Source organism: Streptomyces sp. NPDC043853 (genome assembly GCF_056436025.1).
Genome location: NZ_JBWKDJ010000002.1, coordinates 764,617 through 783,277 on the forward strand (window position 1 = coordinate 764,617; position 18,661 = coordinate 783,277).

General features: G+C 72.5%; 16 protein-coding genes and 1 tRNA gene. 4 read left to right on the top strand and 13 right to left on the bottom strand.

The window, feature by feature from the left end:
* The first annotated feature begins 82 nt into the window (after positions 1–82).
* Positions 83–688 (top strand): hypothetical protein, encoded by a 606-nt coding sequence (locus AC067U_RS08680; protein WP_478828893.1) that lies wholly within the window; start codon positions 83–85, stop codon positions 686–688.
* Positions 689–794: 106 nt separating this feature from the next.
* On the opposite strand, the gene AC067U_RS08685 is transcribed toward AC067U_RS08680, so the two are convergent.
* From AC067U_RS08685 to AC067U_RS08705, 5 genes are all read right to left on the bottom strand, one after another.
* On the bottom strand, positions 795–2,441 hold the full coding sequence (locus tag AC067U_RS08685; protein ID WP_478828894.1) for a phosphatase PAP2 family protein: 1,647 nt from the start codon (positions 2,439–2,441) through the stop codon (positions 795–797).
* Positions 2,442–2,546: 105 nt separating this feature from the next.
* The gene (locus tag AC067U_RS08690) at positions 2,547–3,755 is read right to left on the bottom strand and encodes a thioester domain-containing protein (protein ID WP_478828895.1); all 1,209 of its coding nucleotides are present in this window, start codon (positions 3,753–3,755) and stop codon (positions 2,547–2,549) included.
* A gap of 68 nt (positions 3,756–3,823) precedes the next feature.
* Complete coding sequence (locus tag AC067U_RS08695; protein WP_478828896.1) at positions 3,824–4,225, bottom strand: single-stranded DNA-binding protein; 402 nt, start codon at positions 4,223–4,225, stop codon at positions 3,824–3,826.
* 95 nt (positions 4,226–4,320) lie between these two features.
* On the bottom strand, positions 4,321–6,168 hold the full coding sequence (locus tag AC067U_RS08700; RefSeq protein ID WP_478828897.1) for a YfjP family GTPase: 1,848 nt from the start codon (positions 6,166–6,168) through the stop codon (positions 4,321–4,323).
* Complete coding sequence (locus AC067U_RS08705; RefSeq protein ID WP_478828898.1) at positions 6,165–7,784, bottom strand: dynamin family protein; 1,620 nt, start codon at positions 7,782–7,784, stop codon at positions 6,165–6,167. The genes AC067U_RS08700 and AC067U_RS08705 overlap by 4 nt, the downstream gene beginning before the upstream one ends.
* A 293-nt stretch (positions 7,785–8,077) precedes the next feature.
* Here AC067U_RS08705 and AC067U_RS08710 point away from each other — a divergent pair.
* Positions 8,078–8,150, top strand: a tRNA-Arg gene (locus AC067U_RS08710).
* 134 nt (positions 8,151–8,284) lie between these two features.
* On the opposite strand, the gene AC067U_RS08715 is transcribed toward AC067U_RS08710, so the two are convergent.
* The 8 genes from AC067U_RS08715 to AC067U_RS08750 form a co-directional block, all read right to left on the bottom strand.
* Entirely contained in the window at positions 8,285–9,430 is a 1,146-nt protein-coding gene (locus AC067U_RS08715) for an LmbU family transcriptional regulator (RefSeq protein WP_478828899.1), read from the bottom strand.
* A 270-nt stretch (positions 9,431–9,700) separates the two neighbouring features.
* Positions 9,701–10,477, bottom strand: coding sequence for a response regulator transcription factor (locus AC067U_RS08720; protein ID WP_478828900.1), 777 nt, complete (start codon positions 10,475–10,477; stop codon positions 9,701–9,703).
* A gap of 47 nt (positions 10,478–10,524) precedes the next feature.
* On the bottom strand, positions 10,525–11,958 hold the full coding sequence (locus tag AC067U_RS08725) for a class II 3-deoxy-7-phosphoheptulonate synthase (protein ID WP_478828901.1): 1,434 nt from the start codon (positions 11,956–11,958) through the stop codon (positions 10,525–10,527).
* Between the two features lie 62 nt (positions 11,959–12,020).
* On the bottom strand, positions 12,021–12,323 hold the full coding sequence (locus AC067U_RS08730) for an acyl carrier protein (protein WP_478828902.1): 303 nt from the start codon (positions 12,321–12,323) through the stop codon (positions 12,021–12,023).
* 285 nt (positions 12,324–12,608) lie between these two features.
* Entirely contained in the window at positions 12,609–12,827 is a 219-nt protein-coding gene (locus AC067U_RS08735; RefSeq protein WP_478828903.1) for a hypothetical protein, read from the bottom strand.
* A gap of 246 nt (positions 12,828–13,073) precedes the next feature.
* Complete coding sequence (locus AC067U_RS08740) at positions 13,074–14,411, bottom strand: lysine N(6)-hydroxylase/L-ornithine N(5)-oxygenase family protein (RefSeq protein WP_478828904.1); 1,338 nt, start codon at positions 14,409–14,411, stop codon at positions 13,074–13,076.
* A 132-nt stretch (positions 14,412–14,543) separates the two neighbouring features.
* Entirely contained in the window at positions 14,544–15,338 is a 795-nt protein-coding gene (ddaH, locus tag AC067U_RS08745) for a dimethylargininase (protein WP_478828954.1), read from the bottom strand.
* Positions 15,339–15,721: 383 nt separating this feature from the next.
* Positions 15,722–16,960, bottom strand: a complete 1,239-nt coding sequence (locus AC067U_RS08750; RefSeq protein ID WP_478828905.1) for an arginine deiminase — start codon at positions 16,958–16,960, stop codon at positions 15,722–15,724.
* A 245-nt stretch (positions 16,961–17,205) separates the two neighbouring features.
* On the opposite strand from AC067U_RS08750, the gene AC067U_RS08755 reads away from it, so the two are divergent.
* Together AC067U_RS08755 and AC067U_RS08760 are read left to right on the top strand one after the other, a co-directional pair.
* Entirely contained in the window at positions 17,206–17,859 is a 654-nt protein-coding gene (locus AC067U_RS08755; protein WP_478828906.1) for an FMN-binding negative transcriptional regulator, read from the top strand.
* Between the two features lie 476 nt (positions 17,860–18,335).
* Positions 18,336–18,661 (top strand): ATP-binding cassette domain-containing protein (locus AC067U_RS08760; RefSeq protein ID WP_478828907.1); only part of this gene is annotated, 326 nt, incomplete at its 3' end.

The following is an 18,661-nucleotide window of genomic DNA, read 5'->3' on the forward strand; positions in this document are numbered from 1 at the left end:
GGGAGGACCGGGGTCGGCGGCCCGGGGGGCCGCGCCGGACCGGCCGGACCGCGGAGTGGGGAGGCACTGTGGTGGAGGCAATGTGTTTGGCAGCGGTCTGATCGCGCTGGCCGCCGCGACCGTCGGCGTGATCGGCACGCTGCTCGCGCCCGTCGTGTCGCAGCGGCTGCTGGCGCGCGCCCAGGCGGAACAGTTCGACCGGCAGCAGGAGACAGCACACGCCCAGTGGCTGCGGGAGCAGGAGGCGGCGGGGCAGGCCCGGCTGCGCGAGTGCTACATGGCGGCCAACGCCGGGTACCGCCGGTTCCGGGTGGAGCTGATGAACTTCCTGTGGCTGGTGCGGAAGGGAGAGGTCACGGCGGAGGCCCGGCAGGAGCTGGAGGCCGCCCGGCACGCGCACCACGCCGCCTTCGCCGAGGCCCAGATGATCGCGTCCGGGCCGGTGCTGCGCGAGCTGGACGACCTGACGACCGCGGTGTCGGAGGCGTACGCGCGGATCGTGCGGCTGGCGGCCGGGACCCCGGTGCCGGGCGGCTCGTTCGAGGAACTGCACGAGGAGCTCCAGCTGCTCTGGGGGCGGGGGGACGGCCTCCGCGGCGTAATGCGCACCGACCTCGGGGTGGACCCGGGGCCGGGGCCGGGGCCGGTGCCGGGGCCGGGCGGCGGCCGTCCGGCGGTCAGCGGCTGAGGCCGACGGCTCCCGCGGACGCCGCCGTGCGCGGTGCTGCCGTGCGCGGTGCCGCCGTGCGCGGTGCCGCCGTGCCGGGCGCGGCCGCTGTGCCCGGCGCCGGAGCTCAGGTCCGGGGGCGGTAGACGGTGAGCGCGCCCGGGAGCTTGTCCAGGACCAGGGCCTCGGGGGCCAGGGCGTACTCGCCGTCGTAGGCGAGGGGGGTGCCCGCGGGGATGTCGGTGACCCGCAGCGCGTGCGCGTGGGTCGCGACGTGCACCGGGGAGCGGGTGAGCGGGCCGGTGAGGGCGGCGGCGAGGAGCCTGGGGCCGGGATGTCCGCCGCCCAGCACCACGCGCAGGTCGAGCTGCGGTTCGTCCAGGCTCATCCGGCGGCGCGGGACGGGCCCGGTCCCGTGGTACGTGCCGTTGCCCACGAACAGCAGCCACACCGGCACCGCACGGCCGCCCAGCCTCAGTCGTACGGGGTGCTGCGCCCGCAACACCCGCCAGGCGGCCAGCAGCGCGGCCGGGCCGGACCCGATGCGCGGCGCCCAGTGCAGCCGGTGCCGCAGCAGCTCCGGGTACACGCCGATGCTGAACGTGTTGAGGAAGTATCCCGACCCGGCCGACTCGCTCGGCCCGCCCGGACCGGACGGCTCGCCCGGACCGGCCGGTTCGCCCGCCCCCGACCGGCAGTCCTCGTCCCCCGCCCGCGCATGGTCCGCGGCCGGGGCGGAGCCGGTGCCGGCCCGCACGGGCGCCGGGTGCGGGGTGAAGCGGCCCACACTGACCCGCACGGCCTCCCCTGCGGTCACGGCCCGGCACGTGTCCTCGAACGTGGCCAGGCCCAGGTCGGTGGCGAAGTGGTTCAGCGTGCCCCCCGGGAACACGGCGAGGGGGATCCCGGCCCGCAGCGCGGCCGTGGCCGCCGCGACGACGGTGCCGTCGCCCCCGCACACCCCGAGCGCGGCCGACCGGGCCGCAGCCCCGGCCAGCGTGCCGGACAACTCCTCGCCCGTGCACTCGACGACCTCCGCCGCCGGCAGGGCCCCCCGCAGCGCGGCCGCGTCGACGGAGCCGCCCGAGCCGGTGTTGACGACCACGGTCAGCCCGGCCCCGTCCGGCAGCGCCGGCGCCTCGGCGGGCTGCTCCTCGCCGGGCGCCGTCCGTGCCTCCTCGGCCCCACGGGTCAGCCGCCGTACGACCAGTCCCGCGCCCACCCCGAGGGCCGCGCCCGCGAGCACGTCGGTCGGGTAGTGCACCCCGGTGTAGACGCGGGAGAAGGCCACCGAGGCCGCGACCGGCGCGACCACCGCGCCCCAGCGCGGCGCCGCCGTCGCGACCCCCGTGAGGAAGGCGAAGGCCGAGGCGGAGTGCCCGGACGGGAAGGAGGTGGTCCACGGCTGCTTGGTGGGCAGGCGCACCTCCGGCACCCCTTCGGTCAGCGGCCGGGCCCGCCGTACGGTCCACTTGCCCACGGTGTTGACGGTGCCGGAGGCCAGGGCCAGCGAGGCAGCCCCGTGCAGGGCCGCACGGCGTGCCGCGGCCGACCCGAACAGGGCGAGCCCGGCCGCCACCCCACCCCACAGCAGACCGTGGTTCGCGGCCCGGCCCAACCGGGGCAGCACCCGGTCGCCGCCCGGCCAGTGGCGCCGCGCGACCGCGTCGAACACCGCCCGGTCCCACCGCGCGACCGCGCCCCGCCAGGTGACCGGCCCGCCGTGCGCGCCCAACGCTGCCCGCGCCGCTTTCGTCTCCAGTCCGGGATTCATTCCGTTCGACTACCCGGATCCGCCCACTCCACCAACAAGCGGCTCCTCCGTTTGTGGAGGCCCCGCGGGGCGGGCGGAGGCAGGTCGCTCGCCGCCCGACTCCCGTCAGGCCCGCTCGTCCTCGTCCAGCGGCCGCTTGCGGAGCAGGAGAACGACCAGGCCGCCCAGGACGACCAGGCCGACCGCCAGGGAGGCGATCACCGGGGTGGCGGCGGAGCTGCCGCTGGTGGCCAGGCGGTCGTCGCTCTCCTCCTCGGCGGACAGGTCCGAGGCGGCCGACGCCGCGGCCACGCCGATCGCCGTGCCCGGTGCGCCCGGCACGCCCTGCCCGCCCTGCGCGGTCAGGGTGCGCGTCTCGGGCCAGACGGCGGTGCCGGTGGCCGTGGCCGCGGAGTCGCTGGAGCCCGCCACGATCTGGGCCCGGCTGTGCCCGCCGCTGGTGAAGACCCGGCCGACCGGGACCTTCGTGGCGCCGTGGATCGTCACCGAGGCGGTGCCGTCCGGGGTGCCGGCGGGCACCTCGAAGTACAGCCGGGTGCCGTTCACCGCGCTGGTCACCGGCTGTCCGTCGGCGTCCACCACCCGCACCCCCATCCGCTGGGCGGCCGCGTCCGGCAGGACGGTCACGGTCTGCGCGCGCGTCCGGACGGTGACCGGGCCCAGCCGGGTCCCGGCCGGGCCGGCCACGTCCGAGGGCTCCAGGCTCAGCGAGGCCGGCGGCTCGGGCAGCTGCCTCGCCGCGCGCTGGAGGTAGTCGGCCAGCTTCTCCGCCGCCGGATCGGCCGCTTCCACGTCGGCACCCTCGGTCAGCCGCCAGATCGCCACCTGGGTGCCGGCCGCCGCGCTCTCCGCGGTGAGCGTGCCGGCCCCGGCCGCCTTCGCCAGCCCGGCCAGGTCGTTCAGCTGGGGATAGGAGTGCTCCAGCACCCAGCGGATACGGCCGGCCCCGCCGTTGCCGCCGAGCGGGCTGCCGCTCCACGCCGTCTCGGTGTACCGCTCCTCGGGCTGGGCGAAGCCGGCCAGGCCCACCCCGTAGGTCTGCAGCATTCCGCCGCCGTCGACGCGCATCTCGTACAACCCGGCCGGGATCTGCCGGACCACCCCGTCCTGGCCGCGCAGCACGGCCTGGCCGAAGGTCTTCAGCCCGTCGAGCACGGCGCTCGCGCCTTCCGGCGGCCGGGACACCGCCGGGCCTTCGGCCTCGGCGGCCAGGGCGGAACCCGGCGCCGCGGCGAGGGCGGCCGCGAGCAGGGCGACGGCCAGTGGCCGTCGTACGCCGACGGAAACGGAATATGCGGGAACGGCAATGGACACAGTCTTCCCCTTCGGGCCGAAGCCCCAGGCGCCCGTGAGTACCGGGGAATCCTAGCGGTCTCGAACACCTAGACCACCGCCCCCTTCTGAGGTTCTGTCAGTGAGGGCTCCGCCTTGGCCATCCGGCGGAAGGCGGCGGTGCCCCGGCTGAGGTCGTGGCCGACTGCCACCGCGTCCACATCCGCCGACACCCACCTCTGGCCGTCCCGCTCCTCGTCCCGGACCCGCAGCCGTCCGTGCACCACGAGGGGCTCGCCGACCGAAACCGACCCGGCCACGTTGGCGGCGAGGGACCGGCGGACCCACACCGTGTAGAAGCTGGTCGGTCCGTCCGTCCACGCCTGCTTCTGCCGGTCCACGAACCGCGGACGCACGGCGAAGCGGAATCTCGCCGATGGCCCGTTCGGGGTCTCCCGGTAGTCGACCTGTGTCGCCACGTGGCCCACCAGTGTCACCAGGGTCTCGTTCATCCCCGCCACCCCTCCCCGTCCCGTACGCACCGCCCTCCGCGGTCGCGTACGAACATGTTGCGCCCCTCGGCCCCCACCCCGCGCGGCCCTGTGGATTACTGACGGGTTGTGGACAACCTGTTCCCCCCTGCGGCGACCGTGGCGTACTGCTCCCGGACCTCCCGGTACCGCAGCAGCTCGGCCGCCACCGGCTCCAGCACCCTGGCCCGGCCGCAGCCGGCCGCCGCCTGCCGCAGCCGCCGCTCGGCATCCTGTCCGTAGCGGCGGGCGGGCCCGCGGGCGGCCATCGAGCAGGCCCACTCGACCAGCGGCCCGCCCGCGATGCCCGCCACCATCAGCAGTACGGGCGGCAGCAGGCCGGGTTCCACCACCCCGGCGATCTGCCCCACCAGCCACAGGCCGCCGAAGATCTGCAGCAGGGTCATGGACGCCTGGGTGAGCACGGCGGCGGGCCACCAGGCCGGCCGGGGCGGCTTGCCGGTGGGCACCCCGGCCGTGACGGCCAGCTCGTCCAGCGCCTCGGGCAGCCGGTCGGCGCCGCGCACCGCGGTTTCCCGGACCGCCTGGGCCCAGGGGTCGGGCAGTCCGGCGGACGCCTCCTCGGCGACCGTCCGCACCGCCTGCTCGACCCGCTGCCGGGCCGTGACCTCCGCTTCCGGCGGCGGCTCCGGATCGCCGCCGAAGGTACGGCCGCCGATCGCGGCCAGCGCCGCGAGCCCGCTGAGGCCGCGCGGGGCGCGCCGGTTCTCGTACCAGCGCCAGAGCCGCAGCCAGGGCGTGCCGCACGCCTTGCCGGCGTTGCGCCGCCAGGCGCGTTCGGCCGCGAGTCCCGCCGCGTAGGCGCCGACGGCCTCGGCGAGCCGGTCCTCGAACTCGGTCCGGACGGCCTCGGCGATCTCCGCCCCGGCACGGCGTTCGGCCACGTAGAGCGGGCGCAGCCGGCCGGCCGCCCGGTCCACGTCGGCGGAGATCCGGCGGGTCGCGGCGCCCCGCTCCTGGGCGAACTGGCCGAGCAGTTCGCGCAGTTCCCCGACGCCCTCGCCGGTGAGGGCGGACAGGGCGAGCACGGTGGCTCCCGGTTCGCCGTGTTCGCCGAGCGCCATGCCGTCCTCGTCGAGCAGCCGCCGCAGGTCGTCGAGGACCTGGTCGGCGGCGTCGCCGGGCAGCCGGTCGACCTGGTTGAGCACGACGAAGGTGACCTCGGCGTGGCCGGCCAGCGGCCGCAGGTAGCGCTCGTGGAGCACGGCGTCGGCGTACTTCTCCGGGTCCACCACCCACACCACGGCGTCGACCAGCGCGAGCACCCGGTCCACGTGCGCCCGGTGATCGCGGACCGCCGAGTCGAGGTCGGGCAGGTCCACCAGGACCACCCCGTGGAGGGATTCGGCCGCGACCGATCCCTCGCGGGGGCGGCGGCGCAGGCGTCCGGGGATCTCCAGCCGGTCCAGCAGGCCCGCCGCCCCGTCCGTCCAGGTGCAGGCGATGGGTGCGGCGGTGGTCGGCCGGCGCAGCCCGGTCTCCGAGATCTGCACCCCGGCGAGTGAATTGAAGAGGGTGGACTTGCCGCTTCCGGTGGCTCCGGCGATGGCGACGACGGTGTGCTGCGGCGACAACCCGCGGCGGGCGGCGGCTTCGTCCAGGATCCGGCCGGCCTCGGCGAGCGTGGTGCCGTCCAGCCGGGTCCGGGAGAGCCCGATCAGCTGGCGCAGGGCGTCCAGGCGGGTGCGCAGGGCCCGCGCCTCGGGGCTGAGGGGCGGTGGCGCGGGGGTCTTGCCGCCGTCGCTGCCGGCCCCGGAGACGGTTCCGGAGACGGCACGGACCAGCTCTTCGTCCGTGTCGTCGTCCTCCTCGTCGTCGTCGTCGCCGAGGGCGATGCGCCGCGCGATCAGACCGTCGTCCCAGCGGTCGTCGGTGCGGTCGGTGAGGGCGGTCACCGCGGTCACCTCTCCTTCTGCAGTACGGAGAGCGCGGCGATCAGCTCGGCCTGCGGCTCCGGGGTGACTTCGAGTCCGTCGAGGGGGGCCAGGCGGCGGTCGCGCTCGGCCCGCAGCACCTCGTCCAGGTGTTCTCCGACGAGTTCGCCGCCGCGGTCGCGCAGCCGCAGTGCGGCCTGGGCTCCGATCCGCTCGGCGAGCTTCTCGCCGGCGATCCGGGCCCGCTTCCCGCCGAGCAGCGCGGAGACCAGCAGCGCGGCCACGCCGTCGGGGTCCGGCGCGGGCTGCCGGTCCAGCTGGGCGACCTCCTCCTCGGCGAGTTCCTCCAGGACCCGGCGCCAGCGCCGGACGGCCACGCCGATCCGCTCGCCCGCATCCCGGTCGGTGACGGGCAGCGCGAGGGCGCCGGAGGCGGGTTCCTTGCGCCAGGCGGCGGCGATCCGCTCGTCGGCGGCGGCGACCGCGCACTGGATGAGCGCGGTGAGGCTTTCGGCCAGCGAGTCCAGGAGTTCGTCGGCGGTGGTGTCGAGGGGGTAGCCGCGCCAGCGGGTGAGCGCGTCACCGGCGAGTACGGCGCCCTGGTCGAGCCGGTTGCGGACCCGCCGGCCCTCCTTCTTGTACGCGTCCTCCACCGCGGCGGACAGCCGTACGGCGGCGGCGTGCTGGGCCGCGACGGCGGAGGCCAGCTCGGGCATCCGCCTGCGGAGGGAGTCCAGGGCGCCGAGCGCGGTCCGGCCGACGGCCTGCTGCCGGGCGGCGGGGTCCTGGGTGTGGTGGATCAGCCAGGAGGCCAGCGGGGCCACGGCGGAGGCGGGCAGCAGTCCCCCGCCGCCCGCCGATTCGGGCAGCTCCGGCACGGTGAAGCGGGGTACGTCGCCCAGTCCGGCGCGAGTGAGCAGGGCGCCGTACTGCCGCGAGACCTCGGCGAGCACCTGGTGCGGCACCCGGTCGAGCACGATGAGCAGGGTCGCCTTGTACTCCTTGGCGGTGCGCAGCAGGTGCCAGGGCACGGCGTCGGCGTACCGGGAGGCAGTGGTGACCATGACCCACACGTCGGCGGCACAGATCAGCTCGGCGGCGAGGGTGCGGTTCTCGACCACCAGGGAGTCGATGTCGGGCGCGTCGAGCAGGGCCAGCCCGCGGGGCAGGCTGCCGACGGTCTCGATGCGCAGCTCGCGGATGGGCCCGCCGCCGGTGCGCCGGGCGGCGGCCCCGGTGCCGCGCCCGGCCGGGCCGGGGCCGTCCTCCTCGCCCTTGTCCGCCCAGACCCGCATCAGGTCGGGCAGGACCCGCATCCCGGCGAACCAGTGGTGGTCGTCCGGGTGGCAGACCAGGACGGGCGTCCGGGTGGTGGGCCGGAGCACCCCGGCCTCGCTCACCTGCCGGCCGACCAGGGAGTTGACCAGGGTGGACTTGCCGGCGCCGGTGGAGCCCCCGACGACGGCGAGGAGCGGCGCCTCGGGGGCCTTGAGTCGTGGCACCAGGTAGTCGTCGAGCTGCGCGAGCAGTTCGGCTCTGGTCTGGCGGGCGCGCGGGGCGCCGGGCAGGGGCAGCGGCAGACGCACGGAGGCGACCCGGTCGCGCAGGGCGGAGAGGGCATCGAGCAGCTGAGGCCGAACATCCAAGGTCACCACATGCGAAGAATGCCCAATTTGGGACCATTTTTGAAGCTTATAGGCCCTCTGCGCGCCGACCGCCACCCCGGACGGACACACAGGGACAACAAGGAAGACTGGGGCGCAGGCATAACGACTGCACAACGGCCCGCGCGCGGCGGCGCAAAACCGATGCGCGAATCGCACCTGCCTGCGATTATCGGGACCGCTTCACCGAACCTCCACATCGTGGCACGCGGGTGAAGCAACCGGGACGAGCCGACCGGAGCCCTATCCTTGACCCGGCTCACGGTCACCTTCCGGCCCCCGTAGCTCAGTGGATAGAGCAGGTGCCTTCTAAGCACTTGGCCGCAGGTTCGAGTCCTGCCGGGGGCACTCGTCCGTTCCAGGGCCCGTGAGTGACCCGGGCATGCCGCGATTCGGACATGCCTTGTCACCCGTCCGCACACGCGAAAGAGCGCCCGTCCGTGGCTTCACGTCCACGGGCGGGCGCTCTTCGGCTCGATGCGTCAGCGGTCCGTCTCGGCTCCCCAGCCGGCGAGCAGGGCTTCGAGCCGGGCCTCCCGGGCCGCCGCCCGGGCCGCCGCCGCCTCAGCCTCGCCCACCGGGTCGGCGGACTCGGCTTCCTCGGTCACGTCCTCCCACCGGGCCGCGGCGGGGCCGGCCTGGGCGATGGGGGACCCGGTCCGGTCGTACGGCTCGGAGGGCTCGGAGGGGTCGGAGGGCTCCTTCGGCCCCACGGGCACGGACGCCTCCACAGCCTCGTACGCCTCCAGGGCCTCGTACGACTCCATGGGCGCGGACGGGTCGACGGACGGGGGCAGCTCGACGGGCACGGACGGCTCCACGGCCTCGTACGACTCCACAGTCATGGACGCCTCGACGACCTCGTACGCCCCCACGGGCACGGACGCCCCCACGGGCGCGGACGGCTCCACGGGCGCGAGAGCGGCGATCTGCGACGGCTCGATGGCCGCGGGCCGGACCGGATCCGCCGGCGCGGAACGCACCGGTTCCGCCAGGTCCGCGGAGTGCACCGGTTCCGCCGGGTCCGCAGGGGCCGCCGCTTCGGCCCGGTCCGCCGGATCGGCCGCCGTGAGCGCCGCCACCGGGTCGACCGGACCCAGGGCCTCGAAGACCCGCTCGGCCGCCTGGTCGAGGGTCGCCAGGACCCACTCGTCCAGGTCGGCGCCCAGCCGTTCGGCCGCCTTGACCCAGTGCTCGAAGCGCGCCGCGGGCACGGCGAGCTGGCGCCGCGGAGCCGGACGCTCGCGTATGACGCCGTCGTCCTCACGGGCCTCCCGCAGGGCGGCCCGGAGCTGCTTGGTCGTCCACGACAGCTCCTCTGCCCGACTGAGCCACCGGTCCGCTTCCTCGGTCGGCAGGGAGGCCACCTCGGCGTGGTGCTGGAAGGTGAGCTTCCCGTGCCGCCGGCTGTGGTCGAACCTGCGGGCCACCCAGGCGTAGTTGCGCAGTGTCTGGTACCGGAGGCCCGCCGCCTGGATGCCCTGCTGGTAGCGGTCCCCGTAGTGGTCCTTGCCGTACGCCAGCCAGTCGCCCAGCCACCACGCGGAGGAGTCCACGACTCCCGCCAGCTGGCGGCCGGCGCGCTGCCAGTCCTCAAAGGTGAAGACGACGGGCAGTTGCAGGCCCACTCTCGTCGTCAGTACTTGTTCCGCCCCGGGCTGCCCTTTGCGCATTGCCCGCTGCGGGGGAATCAGCCTCGACACCTGCGGACCGGGACGGTGGGGGGCTTGCGTTCCGACACCGGTGTTGTTGGCCAGGTTCACGTGCACGACCTCATTTCAGCCGACTAAGTGCGCGCTATGAGGACATGATTTTCCGCCAAAGCCCCTTCGAGAAGTGCGTGATTGAGACCTTGTCAAGTCCCTTCCAGTGAATCATGAATTCCGTATGGTGCCCCCTCAGGCCGCCCGGTTCAGCATCCGGCGGCGGCGCTCGCGAACGATGTCCACGGTGTTCGGAACGGCACCCGAGGCCGGGTCGAGCACGACGTTCCCGCCGGTCCGGCCGTGGGCCGCCAGGTAGCGGAGCACCGCGAGCACCCGGCGGTTGTCGGCCGGACTGCCCGGGATGCCGAGCTTGTCGAAGACCGCGGCGGCCCGCTTCTCCACCGTGCCGGCGGAGACGATCAGCCGTTCGGCGATGGCGCTGTTGGTACGGCCCTGCGCCATCAGCGACAGGACCTCCAGCTCCCGCTCGCTGAGCGAGGCGAGCGCGTCCGGCGTCGCCTCCTCGGCCGGTCCACGGCCCGCGGCCCGTGCCGCCAGGGCCCCCACCATCCGGGGGTCGACCACCGTGCTACCGCTCGCGACCTGCGACAACGCGCCCACGACCTCGTCGGCGTCGGTCATCCGGTCCTGCAGCAGATAGCCGAGTCCGCCGCCGTCCTCCCCGAACAGGCGGGCGACGTGCTGGGGTTCGGGAGCCGCCGAGAAGAGCAGGACGCCGGTGCCCGGGTGGCTGCCGCGCGCGGCGAGGGCCGCGCTGACGCCCTCGTCGTTCCAGGTCGGCGCCAGCCGGACGTTGGAGATGAGGACGTCCGGGCGGTGCGTGTCGACGAGGGCGGGCAGGACCCGGACGTCGTGCACCGCCGCGACCAGCTCATGGCCCCGGTCGCCGAGCACGTGGGCCAGGCCCGCACGCAGGATCGCGGAGCCTTCGGCAATGACAAGACGCATGCTGGATCACTTCCTTCGGCCATGGCCGGGATCGCGGTCGACCGGGGTCAGCGACGCCGGTACATTTCGGCGGTGAGAAAAGCGAGTTCGAGCGACTGAGTGCGGTTGAGGCGCGGATCGCAAGCAGATTCATAGCGATCCGTCAGGTCGCCGAATCGCACCCGGGCGCCGCCTCCCACACACTCGGTGACGTCGTCTCCGGTGAACTCCAGGTGGATTCCTCCGGGGTGGGTACCAAGGCTCCGGTGCACCTCGAAGAATCCCGTGACCTCGTCGATAACGTCGTCGAAATGCCGCGTCTTGTGACCGGAAGGGGCCTGGAAGGTATTTCCGTGCATGGGGTCGCAGACCCACCCGATACGGGCGCCCTCCATGGTGACCCGCTCCACCAGGGCGGGCAGCCGCTCGCGGACCGTGCCCGCGCCCATCCGCACGACGAAGGTGAGCCGGCCGGGCTCGCGCTCCGGGTCGAGCCGGTCGATCAGGCGCATGGCCGCGTCCGGGGTGGTGGTGGGGCCCAGCTTCACCGCGATCGGGTTGGCGATCCGCGAGAAGTACTCGATGTGCGGGCCGTCGATGTCCCGGGTGCGCTCCCCGATCCACAGCATGTGCCCGCTGGCCGCGTAGGGCCGGCCGGTGGCCTCGTCGGTCCGGGTCAGCGCCCGCTCGTACTCCAGCAGCAGGCCCTCGTGGCTGACGAAGAACTCGACGGCCCGCATCGCCGCCTCGTCGCCGCCGCAGGCCCGCATGAAGGCGAGCGCCTGGTCGATCTGGTCGACCAGACGGGCGTAGCGGGAGCCGACCGGGGAGCTCTGCACGAAGTCCTGGTTCCAGCTGTGCGCCTGGCGGAGGTCGGCGTCACCGCCCGTGCTGAACGCGCGGACCAGGTTCAGGGTGGACGCGGCCGCCTGGTACATGCGCAGCATGCGGCCCGGGTCCGGGCTGCGCTGGGTCCGGGTGAAGTCGAACCCGTTGACGGCGTCACCGCGGTAGGCCGGCAGGGTGATGCCGTCGCGGGTCTCGGTCGGCTGGGAGCGCGGCTTGGCGTACTGTCCCGCGATCCGGCCGACCTTGACGACCGGGACGCTGCCCGCGTACGTCAGGACGAGCGCCATCTGGAGCAGGGTCCGCATCTTCGCACGTACGGCGGCGGCCGTGGCATCGGCGAAGGTCTCGGCGCAGTCGCCGCCCTGGAGCAGGAACGCCTCTCCGCGGGCGACCGCGGCCATGCGCTGCTTGAGGGTCTCGCACTCGTTGGCGGAGACCAGCGGTACGGCGGCGTCCAGTTGGGCCCGGACCACGTCGACGGCGGCGGGCACCGGCCAGTCGGGCTGCTGTGCGGCGGCGCGCTGCTCGGACGTCCAGTGCCTGGGGTCGAGCGGGTCGACGACGGGTGCCGCCGCGGGCATCCCCTCGGTGGATGCGTCCAGGACCTGCTCCGTGACCTGCTCCGTTGTCGTGGCTTCGATTACGGTCGTCATCTTCCGCTGTCTCCCATGAACGATTCGAGTGGATGCCGGGTTGCCGGGATGCCGGGCAGGCGTCAGCCGACTGCCGGTACGGGGCGGGCGCCTTGCCTCTCGTCGAGCAGGGCCGCCAGTGCGCCGAGGGTGGAGCAGCGCGCGAACTCGCCCAGGGAGAGGCCCTGGTCCAGCGCGATCACCAGACGTGCGGCGGCCCGTGAGGTGCCGCCGATCTCGAAGAAGTTGTCGCTTCGCCGGATGCGGGCCGCCGGCACGCCGAGCACGTCCGCCCAGAGACCGGCCAGCCTGCGCTCGTTGTCGGATCCGAGCCCGCTGTGCCGCTCTCGCGCCGCGGTGCCGTACTCGTCCGTGTCGTCAGTCATGTGCGTCGCCTCCACCGGGGATCTGCGCCTCCGCGTGCGCCGGGTCGGCGTCACGTCTTCATGGGGAAGACATTAGGGAGGAGCGTTATCAGGCCAATATCAGCCGGCTTCCGGGGATGCGGGGGGCACGAAAAGGCCCTGGAAGGCCCGCCGGGAGAGCCCCGGCGGTGACACCTTCACCAGCACGACCGAACGCTTCCGAGGGAGGGGAAGGGAAAGAAAGGGCAGGGGAACGGGGAACGGGGAACGGGAGAACTCGGGAGAACGGGGAGAAGCCGGGGGGACCTAGTCCGCGCCCTCCAGCAGCCGCTGCATGGCCCCCACCCGCTTGGTCAACTCGGCGATCTCGGAACGGAGTTCACGCTGCACCGAAGCAGTGGCGAGGTCCGCCCGCCGACGCTCCCTCCCGTTTCCGGCGGCCAGCCACACCAGACCGGCGACGACGACGGCCGTGCTGCTCAGCATGGCCGAACCGGCGATGACCGCACCTGCGGTGGAATCCATGACTACGCCTCTTTCTCTCACACGGCGGAATTCCCGGATGAACTTCTCGATGAATTCCTGGGTGAATTCCGCAAGGGATGTACGGGGGTTGTATCCGAAGTTACGCGCACGCGCGCGCGAGCACCATGGAGGAAAACCTCCGTGTGTTCCGCGCGCTCTCCGCCGGCCAGCAGAATGCCCCCCGCGACGGCCCGTGGGGGAAGACGGGCCGCCGTGGGGGGCGCGGCGGTGACGGAGCGAGCGGGATCAGCCCTCAGCCGCCTGGAGGGCGCCGGCCGGCACGAGTTCGCGCTCGGCCCGGCGCTGGATGATGGAGTCGGCGATCTCGCCGCTGCGGACGGCGATGTTCGACAGCAGGGACGAGCTCAGTCCGTGGGTGTGCTCGGTGCCGCCCTGCAGGTAGATACCGACGCGCAGGTCCGGGGTGGTGACGAGCCGGTAGTCGCGCTCCACCCGGTGCCGGCCCGACTCGTCGCGCAGGCAGAAGCGGTCGAGGTCGCCGAGCAGGTGGCTCGGGTCCATGGAGTCGTAGCCGGTGGCGAAGACGATGGCGTCGACGTCGAGCTGCTGGGGCTCGCCCTCCAGCTGCGAGACCAGGTGGACGATCCGCTCGTCCCCGGCCTGCTCGACGGCCCGGACCTTGGTGAGGTTGCGGAAGTTGAGCCGCTTGGCCCCGCGCACCTCCTCGTCGTACTGGATCTCGTAGAGGGAGCGGATGACCGGGCCGTCGACCACGCCGTAGTTGGTGTTCTTGTGGTAGCGCCAGAAGGCGTCCCGGGCCCGCTCGGTGCCGAAGTGGTACTCGTCGACCGCGGCCGCGTCGAAGATCTGGTTGGCGAAGGGGGTGTCGTCCGCGACGGAGTAGCCGTACGACGGCATGATCGCGGTGACCTGCGCGTCCGGGAGGCTGTCGTACAGGAACTTGGTGATCTCGGCGGCGCTCTGGCCGGCGCCGACGACCGCCACCCGCCCCAGCCGGGCCGGGTCCACCTCGCCGAACCGCTCCAGGAACTCCGAGCTGTGCCAGACCCGGGCGTCGCGTTTGATGCCGTCGGGCATGCGTGGGACGAGGCCGGTCGAGACGACCACGTTCCGCGCCTTGACCGTACGGGTCAGGCCGTCGGCGGTGCGGACGTCCAGCTGCACGTGGTCGGACGTGCTGTGGACGGCCTCCGGGGGCAGCCGGATCGCGGTGACCGCGGAGTCGTAGGTGACCACGTTGCTGAGGCTGGACTCGGCCCACTCCAGGTACTGGTGGAACTCGGCGCGGGTCGGGAAGAAGTCCTGGCGGTTGACGAACCGGGCGAGGCGGCCCTGGGCGTGCAGGAACGAGACGAAGCTGTACCGGGACACCGGGTTCCGGAAGGTGACCAGGTCCTTCAGGAACGAGATCTGCATCGTCGCCGACGGCAGGAGCATGTTGCGGTGCCAGCCGAACCGCGGCTGCTTCTCGAAGAACGCCGAGGTGATCGGGTTCGTCAGCACGTTCGCACGGTGTTCTTCCAGGGAGATGGCGAGGGACAGGTTGGACGGGCCGAAGCCGATGCCGACCACGTCGTAGATCTGGTGTTCGCGAGCACTCATGGAATTTCTCTCCCGCTTGCGTAGGGGTGACGGTGAGGTGACCCCGACGTCCGCGACGCCGGGCCGATGCGTGGTGTGCAGTGGGCGGAGCCCAGTGCGTGAGGTGCGTGATGCGGGCGCGGGGTGCGCGGCTCAGGCGCCGGCCGGGACCCGGTGGCGGATCTCCAACGTGCAGCACTTGACGCTGCCGCCCGCCTTGAACAGTTCGGAGAGGTCGACAGCGACCGGTTCGAAGCCGCGGGCGCGCAGCTGCCCGGCCAGGCCCGTGGCGGTCTCCGGCAGGAAGACGTGCTTGCCGTCGGAGACGGCGTTGAGGCCGAAGACCTCGGCGTCCGCCTCGTCGACCAGCAGCGCGTCCGGGTAGAGCTCGCGCAGGACGGCCAGGCTCTCCTCGGAGAAGGCGCCCGGGTAGTACATGACCTCGGTGTCCGAGAGCGCGGCCAGGGCCACGTCGAGGTGGTAGTAGCGCGGGTCGACCAGCTGGAGGCTGACCACGGGGACGCCGAGCGCCTCCTGGGCCTCCGCGTGGGCCCGCGGGTCGGTGCGGAAGCCGGTGCCGGCCAGGACGGTCCGTCCGACGACGATGTAGTCGCCCTCGGCCTCGTTGACGTACTCGGCGGAGGTGACCTGCGGATAGTCCCGGGAGGTAAACCACTCGTGGTACAAGGGGGCTTCGGCGGCGCGCTCGGGGTGGCGGAACCTCGCGACCAGCACCCGGTCGTCGACCACCGTGGCGCCGTTGGCGGAGAACACCATGTCGGGCAGACCCTCGACCGGTTCCACCAGGTCGACGGTGTGGCCGTACGCGAGGTACAGCCGGCGCAGGCCCTCCCACTGTTCGACCGCCAGGTCGGTGTCGACCGGCTTCCCGGGGTGCATCCAGGGATTGATCGCGTAGGTGACGTCGAAGTGCGTCGGGCGGCACATCAGGTAGTGGCGGGGCGTGGCCTCGCGGACGGGCGGGTGCTCGGACAAGGGATCTCTTCCTCTCGGTCGGTGGGGTTCCCGGGCGGCCGGGTGGCCGGTGGGCCGGATCGGCCGGGTCAGCGGGGCGTGGCCGGGTGTGGCCGTATTGGACCGTGATTGAGCCTGTTCGTTCTCTGTTGGCCTGAATGAGCCGGAACGCGATCTCTGCACCGAAGGTATCGGGGCGGGTTTCGCTTTCGTTATTGATCGCTTTTCGGCGGGGGGCTCCGGCTTTGCGCCTCGCCCGCTCAGGAGGGAACGGGCGCAAGGGGGCCGGCGCAGGGCGGCGGCGCAGGGGAGGGTGACTCCGGGGAGGGGCCCGCCCAGGAGGGGTCCCGCTCCGCTCAGGCGGCGTCCCGCTCGATGGGGCAGCTCATGCAGCGCGGGCCGCCGCGGCCGCGGCCCAGCTGGTCGCCGCGGATCCGCAGCACCTCGATGCCGTTGTCCTCGAGCATGCGGTTGCTCGCCTCGTTGACCTCGTACGCGACGACCGTGCCCGGGGACAGGGCGAGCAGGTTGCTGCCGTCGTTCCACTGCTCGCGCTCGGCGGCGTAGGAGCTCTGACGGGTCTGCAGCACGCGCACCCGGTCCAGCCCGAGGGCGTCGGCGATGGCGTCGAAGAAGTCCTTGTTCTCGGTGATGTCGGGCACCTGGTGGGCACCCGGCGTGAGGGTCCAGGACCGCAGGCGGTGCCGGTCCAGTCCGGTGTAGAGGGTGAAGGCGTCCCGGTCCACCATGGTCAGCACCGTGTCGAGGTGCATGTACGCGCGGGCCTTGGGCAGCTCCACGGCGATGACCCGCCGCGCGGAGCCGGTGCGGAAGAGGCGGCGGGCCAGGATCTCCACGCCGGCCGGGGTGGTGCGCTCGCCCAGCCCGATGAGGACGGTGCCGTTGCCGATGACCTCCACGTCACCGCCCTCGATCGCGGCCGGGGCCATCGCCTCGCCGTCGATCCAGCGGTGCGCTCCGGACTCGGCGAACATCGGGTGGAAGTTGTAGACGGCCTCGTAGTTGACGGTCTCCCGCTTGCGGCCGGCCATCATCATCGGGTTGACCGACACCCCGTCGTAGACCCAGCAGCTGGTGTCCCGGGTGAACAGGGCGTTGGGCAGCGGGGCCAGGACGAAGTCCTCGTCCGACATCAGCTCCAGTCCCAGGGAGCGGGCGCCGCGGGTGCGGTGTTCGCCGAGCGCCTCGATGAGTTCGCGCTTGTTGAGACCGCCGAGCAGGTGCGTGGCGAGCTCGTCCGGGCCCATGTCGGCCAGCACCCCGGCCGTGGCCCGGGTGAGCGCCGGCCCCATGTGGGGTTGCCGCACGTCGAGGATGCGGTCCAGGATGAAGGCGACCGCCTGTTCGTACTTCACCGTTTCGGCGAGCAGATCGTGCAGCAGATGGACGGTGACTCCGCGGTCCCGCATGACCTGTTGGAACTCCCGGTGCTCCTCCTGGGCCCGGGACACCCATACGACGTCGTCGAAGAGCAATTCGTCCTTGTTGCCCGGGGTCAGCCGCTCGAAGGCCAGGCCCGGCTCGTGCAGAATGACCTGTTTCAGGACGCCGACCTCGGAATCCACATGGAACATGTTCTCTCCTGACTTCGATCCGGAGCGGTGTCGACTCCTTCCGAAGCTAGGGCCGGAGGTTTAACTTTCGGTATCGAATGCTTTTCGGCCAAAGTCTGGATGCATGACCGGCCGGCTCACCCGTCATGACCTGCACCGGCGGCCCGCCGGTGTGGAAATCAAGCCGATAACGATGCAAAATCCGGCCCCCGTAGCTTTCTCGGCAGACAGCACACAAGTCACCTGCCGAGAGGGGCGAATTCCCGATGTTCGTGCCGCCGTTCTACAGAGAGCCGTCCGGCTCGTGGATGGTCGACCTGATCCGCAACAATCCGCTGGCCCTGCTGGTGCACAACGGCACGGACGCGGCGGGGCCGTTCGCGACCCACCTCCCGGTCATTCCGGATCCCGAGATGACGGGCGAGTGGGCCGAGGACCTGTCCGGGGCCGTGCTGCTGGGCCACATGAACCGCAACAACCCCCACTGGGCGGCCGTCGAAAAGGGCGGAACCGGCCTGCTGACCTTCACCGGTCCGCACGGCTACGTGTCCCCGACCGTGTACGGGAAAACGCCGGCCGCACCCACCTGGAACTTCACCTCGGTGCACGTGCGCGGCACGATCGAGAAGATCGACCCCTCGAAGTCCTCGGAGGATTCGCTGGAGGTCGTCAAAGCCACCGTGCGGGCTTTCGAGGCCGACTTCGGCGACCGGTGGGACATGACCGAGTCCATCGACTACTTCCGCCAGATCCTGCCGGAGGTCGGAGCGTTCCGCTTCACCGTCGGCGGGGCGGACGGCATGTTCAAACTCAGCCAGGAGCAGCGGCCCGAAGTCCGCGAACGCGTACGGGTGTCGTTCAGCGGGCGGGACTGCGCACGGCACCGTGCGGCCGCATCCCTGATGGCGCAGCTGCCGTGAGTTCCGCGCACGCCGGAGCCGAAACCCGGCACTACTTCGCGAATTTCGACCTGGGTGTCCGTTGCGCCGCCATGGCGCTGTCCTGGATGCTCGCCGTCCAAGTGCCCGCATTGCTGCGTCACATACGCCGGTAAACCACTGCGGACCGGCCGGCCGCGTCCCGCCGACAGGACGCCGCCAGGACACCGCCGGGACGCCGCCAGCAGGCCGGCCTGCGCGTTGACCGCCCCGACCCCGTAGGACACAATGAAGCCTGGGAATTTCGTCGAGAGTTTTACGCACTCCGCCCACGCGGTCTTCTGCAAGAACCGCAAACTCGCCTTCCGTCTTACCGACCGAATGCGCGGATCCCCCCATTCATCGCATCAGCCCGCGACGTCCGCAAAAGACGGGCGAAACCTTCCCGCACCCTGCACCGACGGCGAAGTGCCTTTCGTGCAGCTCGCTTCATTCAGTTCACCAAGTGGAGGAATGTCATGACGGCCATTTCGGCTACCGGTCTGCGCAAGGCGTACGGGGAGCACCGGGTGTTGGACGGGGTGGATCTGCACATCCCGCAGGGTTCGGTGTTCTCGCTGCTGGGTCCCAACGGTGCGGGGAAGACGACGACGGTGAAGATCCTGTCGACGCTGACCTCGATGGACTCGGGCAGTGCGTCGATCATGGGTCACGATCTGGGGTCGGATCCGGACGGGGTGCGGGGCAGCATCGGTGTGACGGGTCAGTTCTCGGCGGTGGATCCGTTCCTGAACGCGTACGAGAACCTGCACCTGATGGGCCGTCTGTGGCACCTGCCGGCGAA

Bases quoted from the DNA above. Each gene is read 5' to 3' on its own strand.
- AC067U_RS08685 (WP_478828894.1), bottom strand. From the start codon at position 2,441: ATGAATCCCGGACTGGAGACGAAAGCGGCGCGGGCAGCGTTGGGCGCG.
- AC067U_RS08695 (WP_478828896.1), bottom strand. From the start codon at position 4,225: ATGAACGAGACCCTGGTGACACTGGTGGGCCACGTGGCGACACAGGTC.
- AC067U_RS08720 (WP_478828900.1), bottom strand. From the start codon at position 10,477: ATGCGTCTTGTCATTGCCGAAGGCTCCGCGATCCTGCGTGCGGGCCTG.
- AC067U_RS08725 (WP_478828901.1), bottom strand. From the start codon at position 11,958: ATGACGACCGTAATCGAAGCCACGACAACGGAGCAGGTCACGGAGCAG.
- AC067U_RS08730 (WP_478828902.1), bottom strand. From the start codon at position 12,323: ATGACTGACGACACGGACGAGTACGGCACCGCGGCGCGAGAGCGGCAC.
- AC067U_RS08735 (WP_478828903.1), bottom strand. From the start codon at position 12,827: ATGGATTCCACCGCAGGTGCGGTCATCGCCGGTTCGGCCATGCTGAGC.
- AC067U_RS08740 (WP_478828904.1), bottom strand. From the start codon at position 14,411: ATGAGTGCTCGCGAACACCAGATCTACGACGTGGTCGGCATCGGCTTC.
- ddaH (WP_478828954.1), bottom strand. From the start codon at position 15,338: ATGTGCCGCCCGACGCACTTCGACGTCACCTACGCGATCAATCCCTGG.
- AC067U_RS08750 (WP_478828905.1), bottom strand. From the start codon at position 16,960: ATGTTCCATGTGGATTCCGAGGTCGGCGTCCTGAAACAGGTCATTCTG.
- AC067U_RS08755 (WP_478828906.1), top strand. From the start codon at position 17,206: ATGTTCGTGCCGCCGTTCTACAGAGAGCCGTCCGGCTCGTGGATGGTC.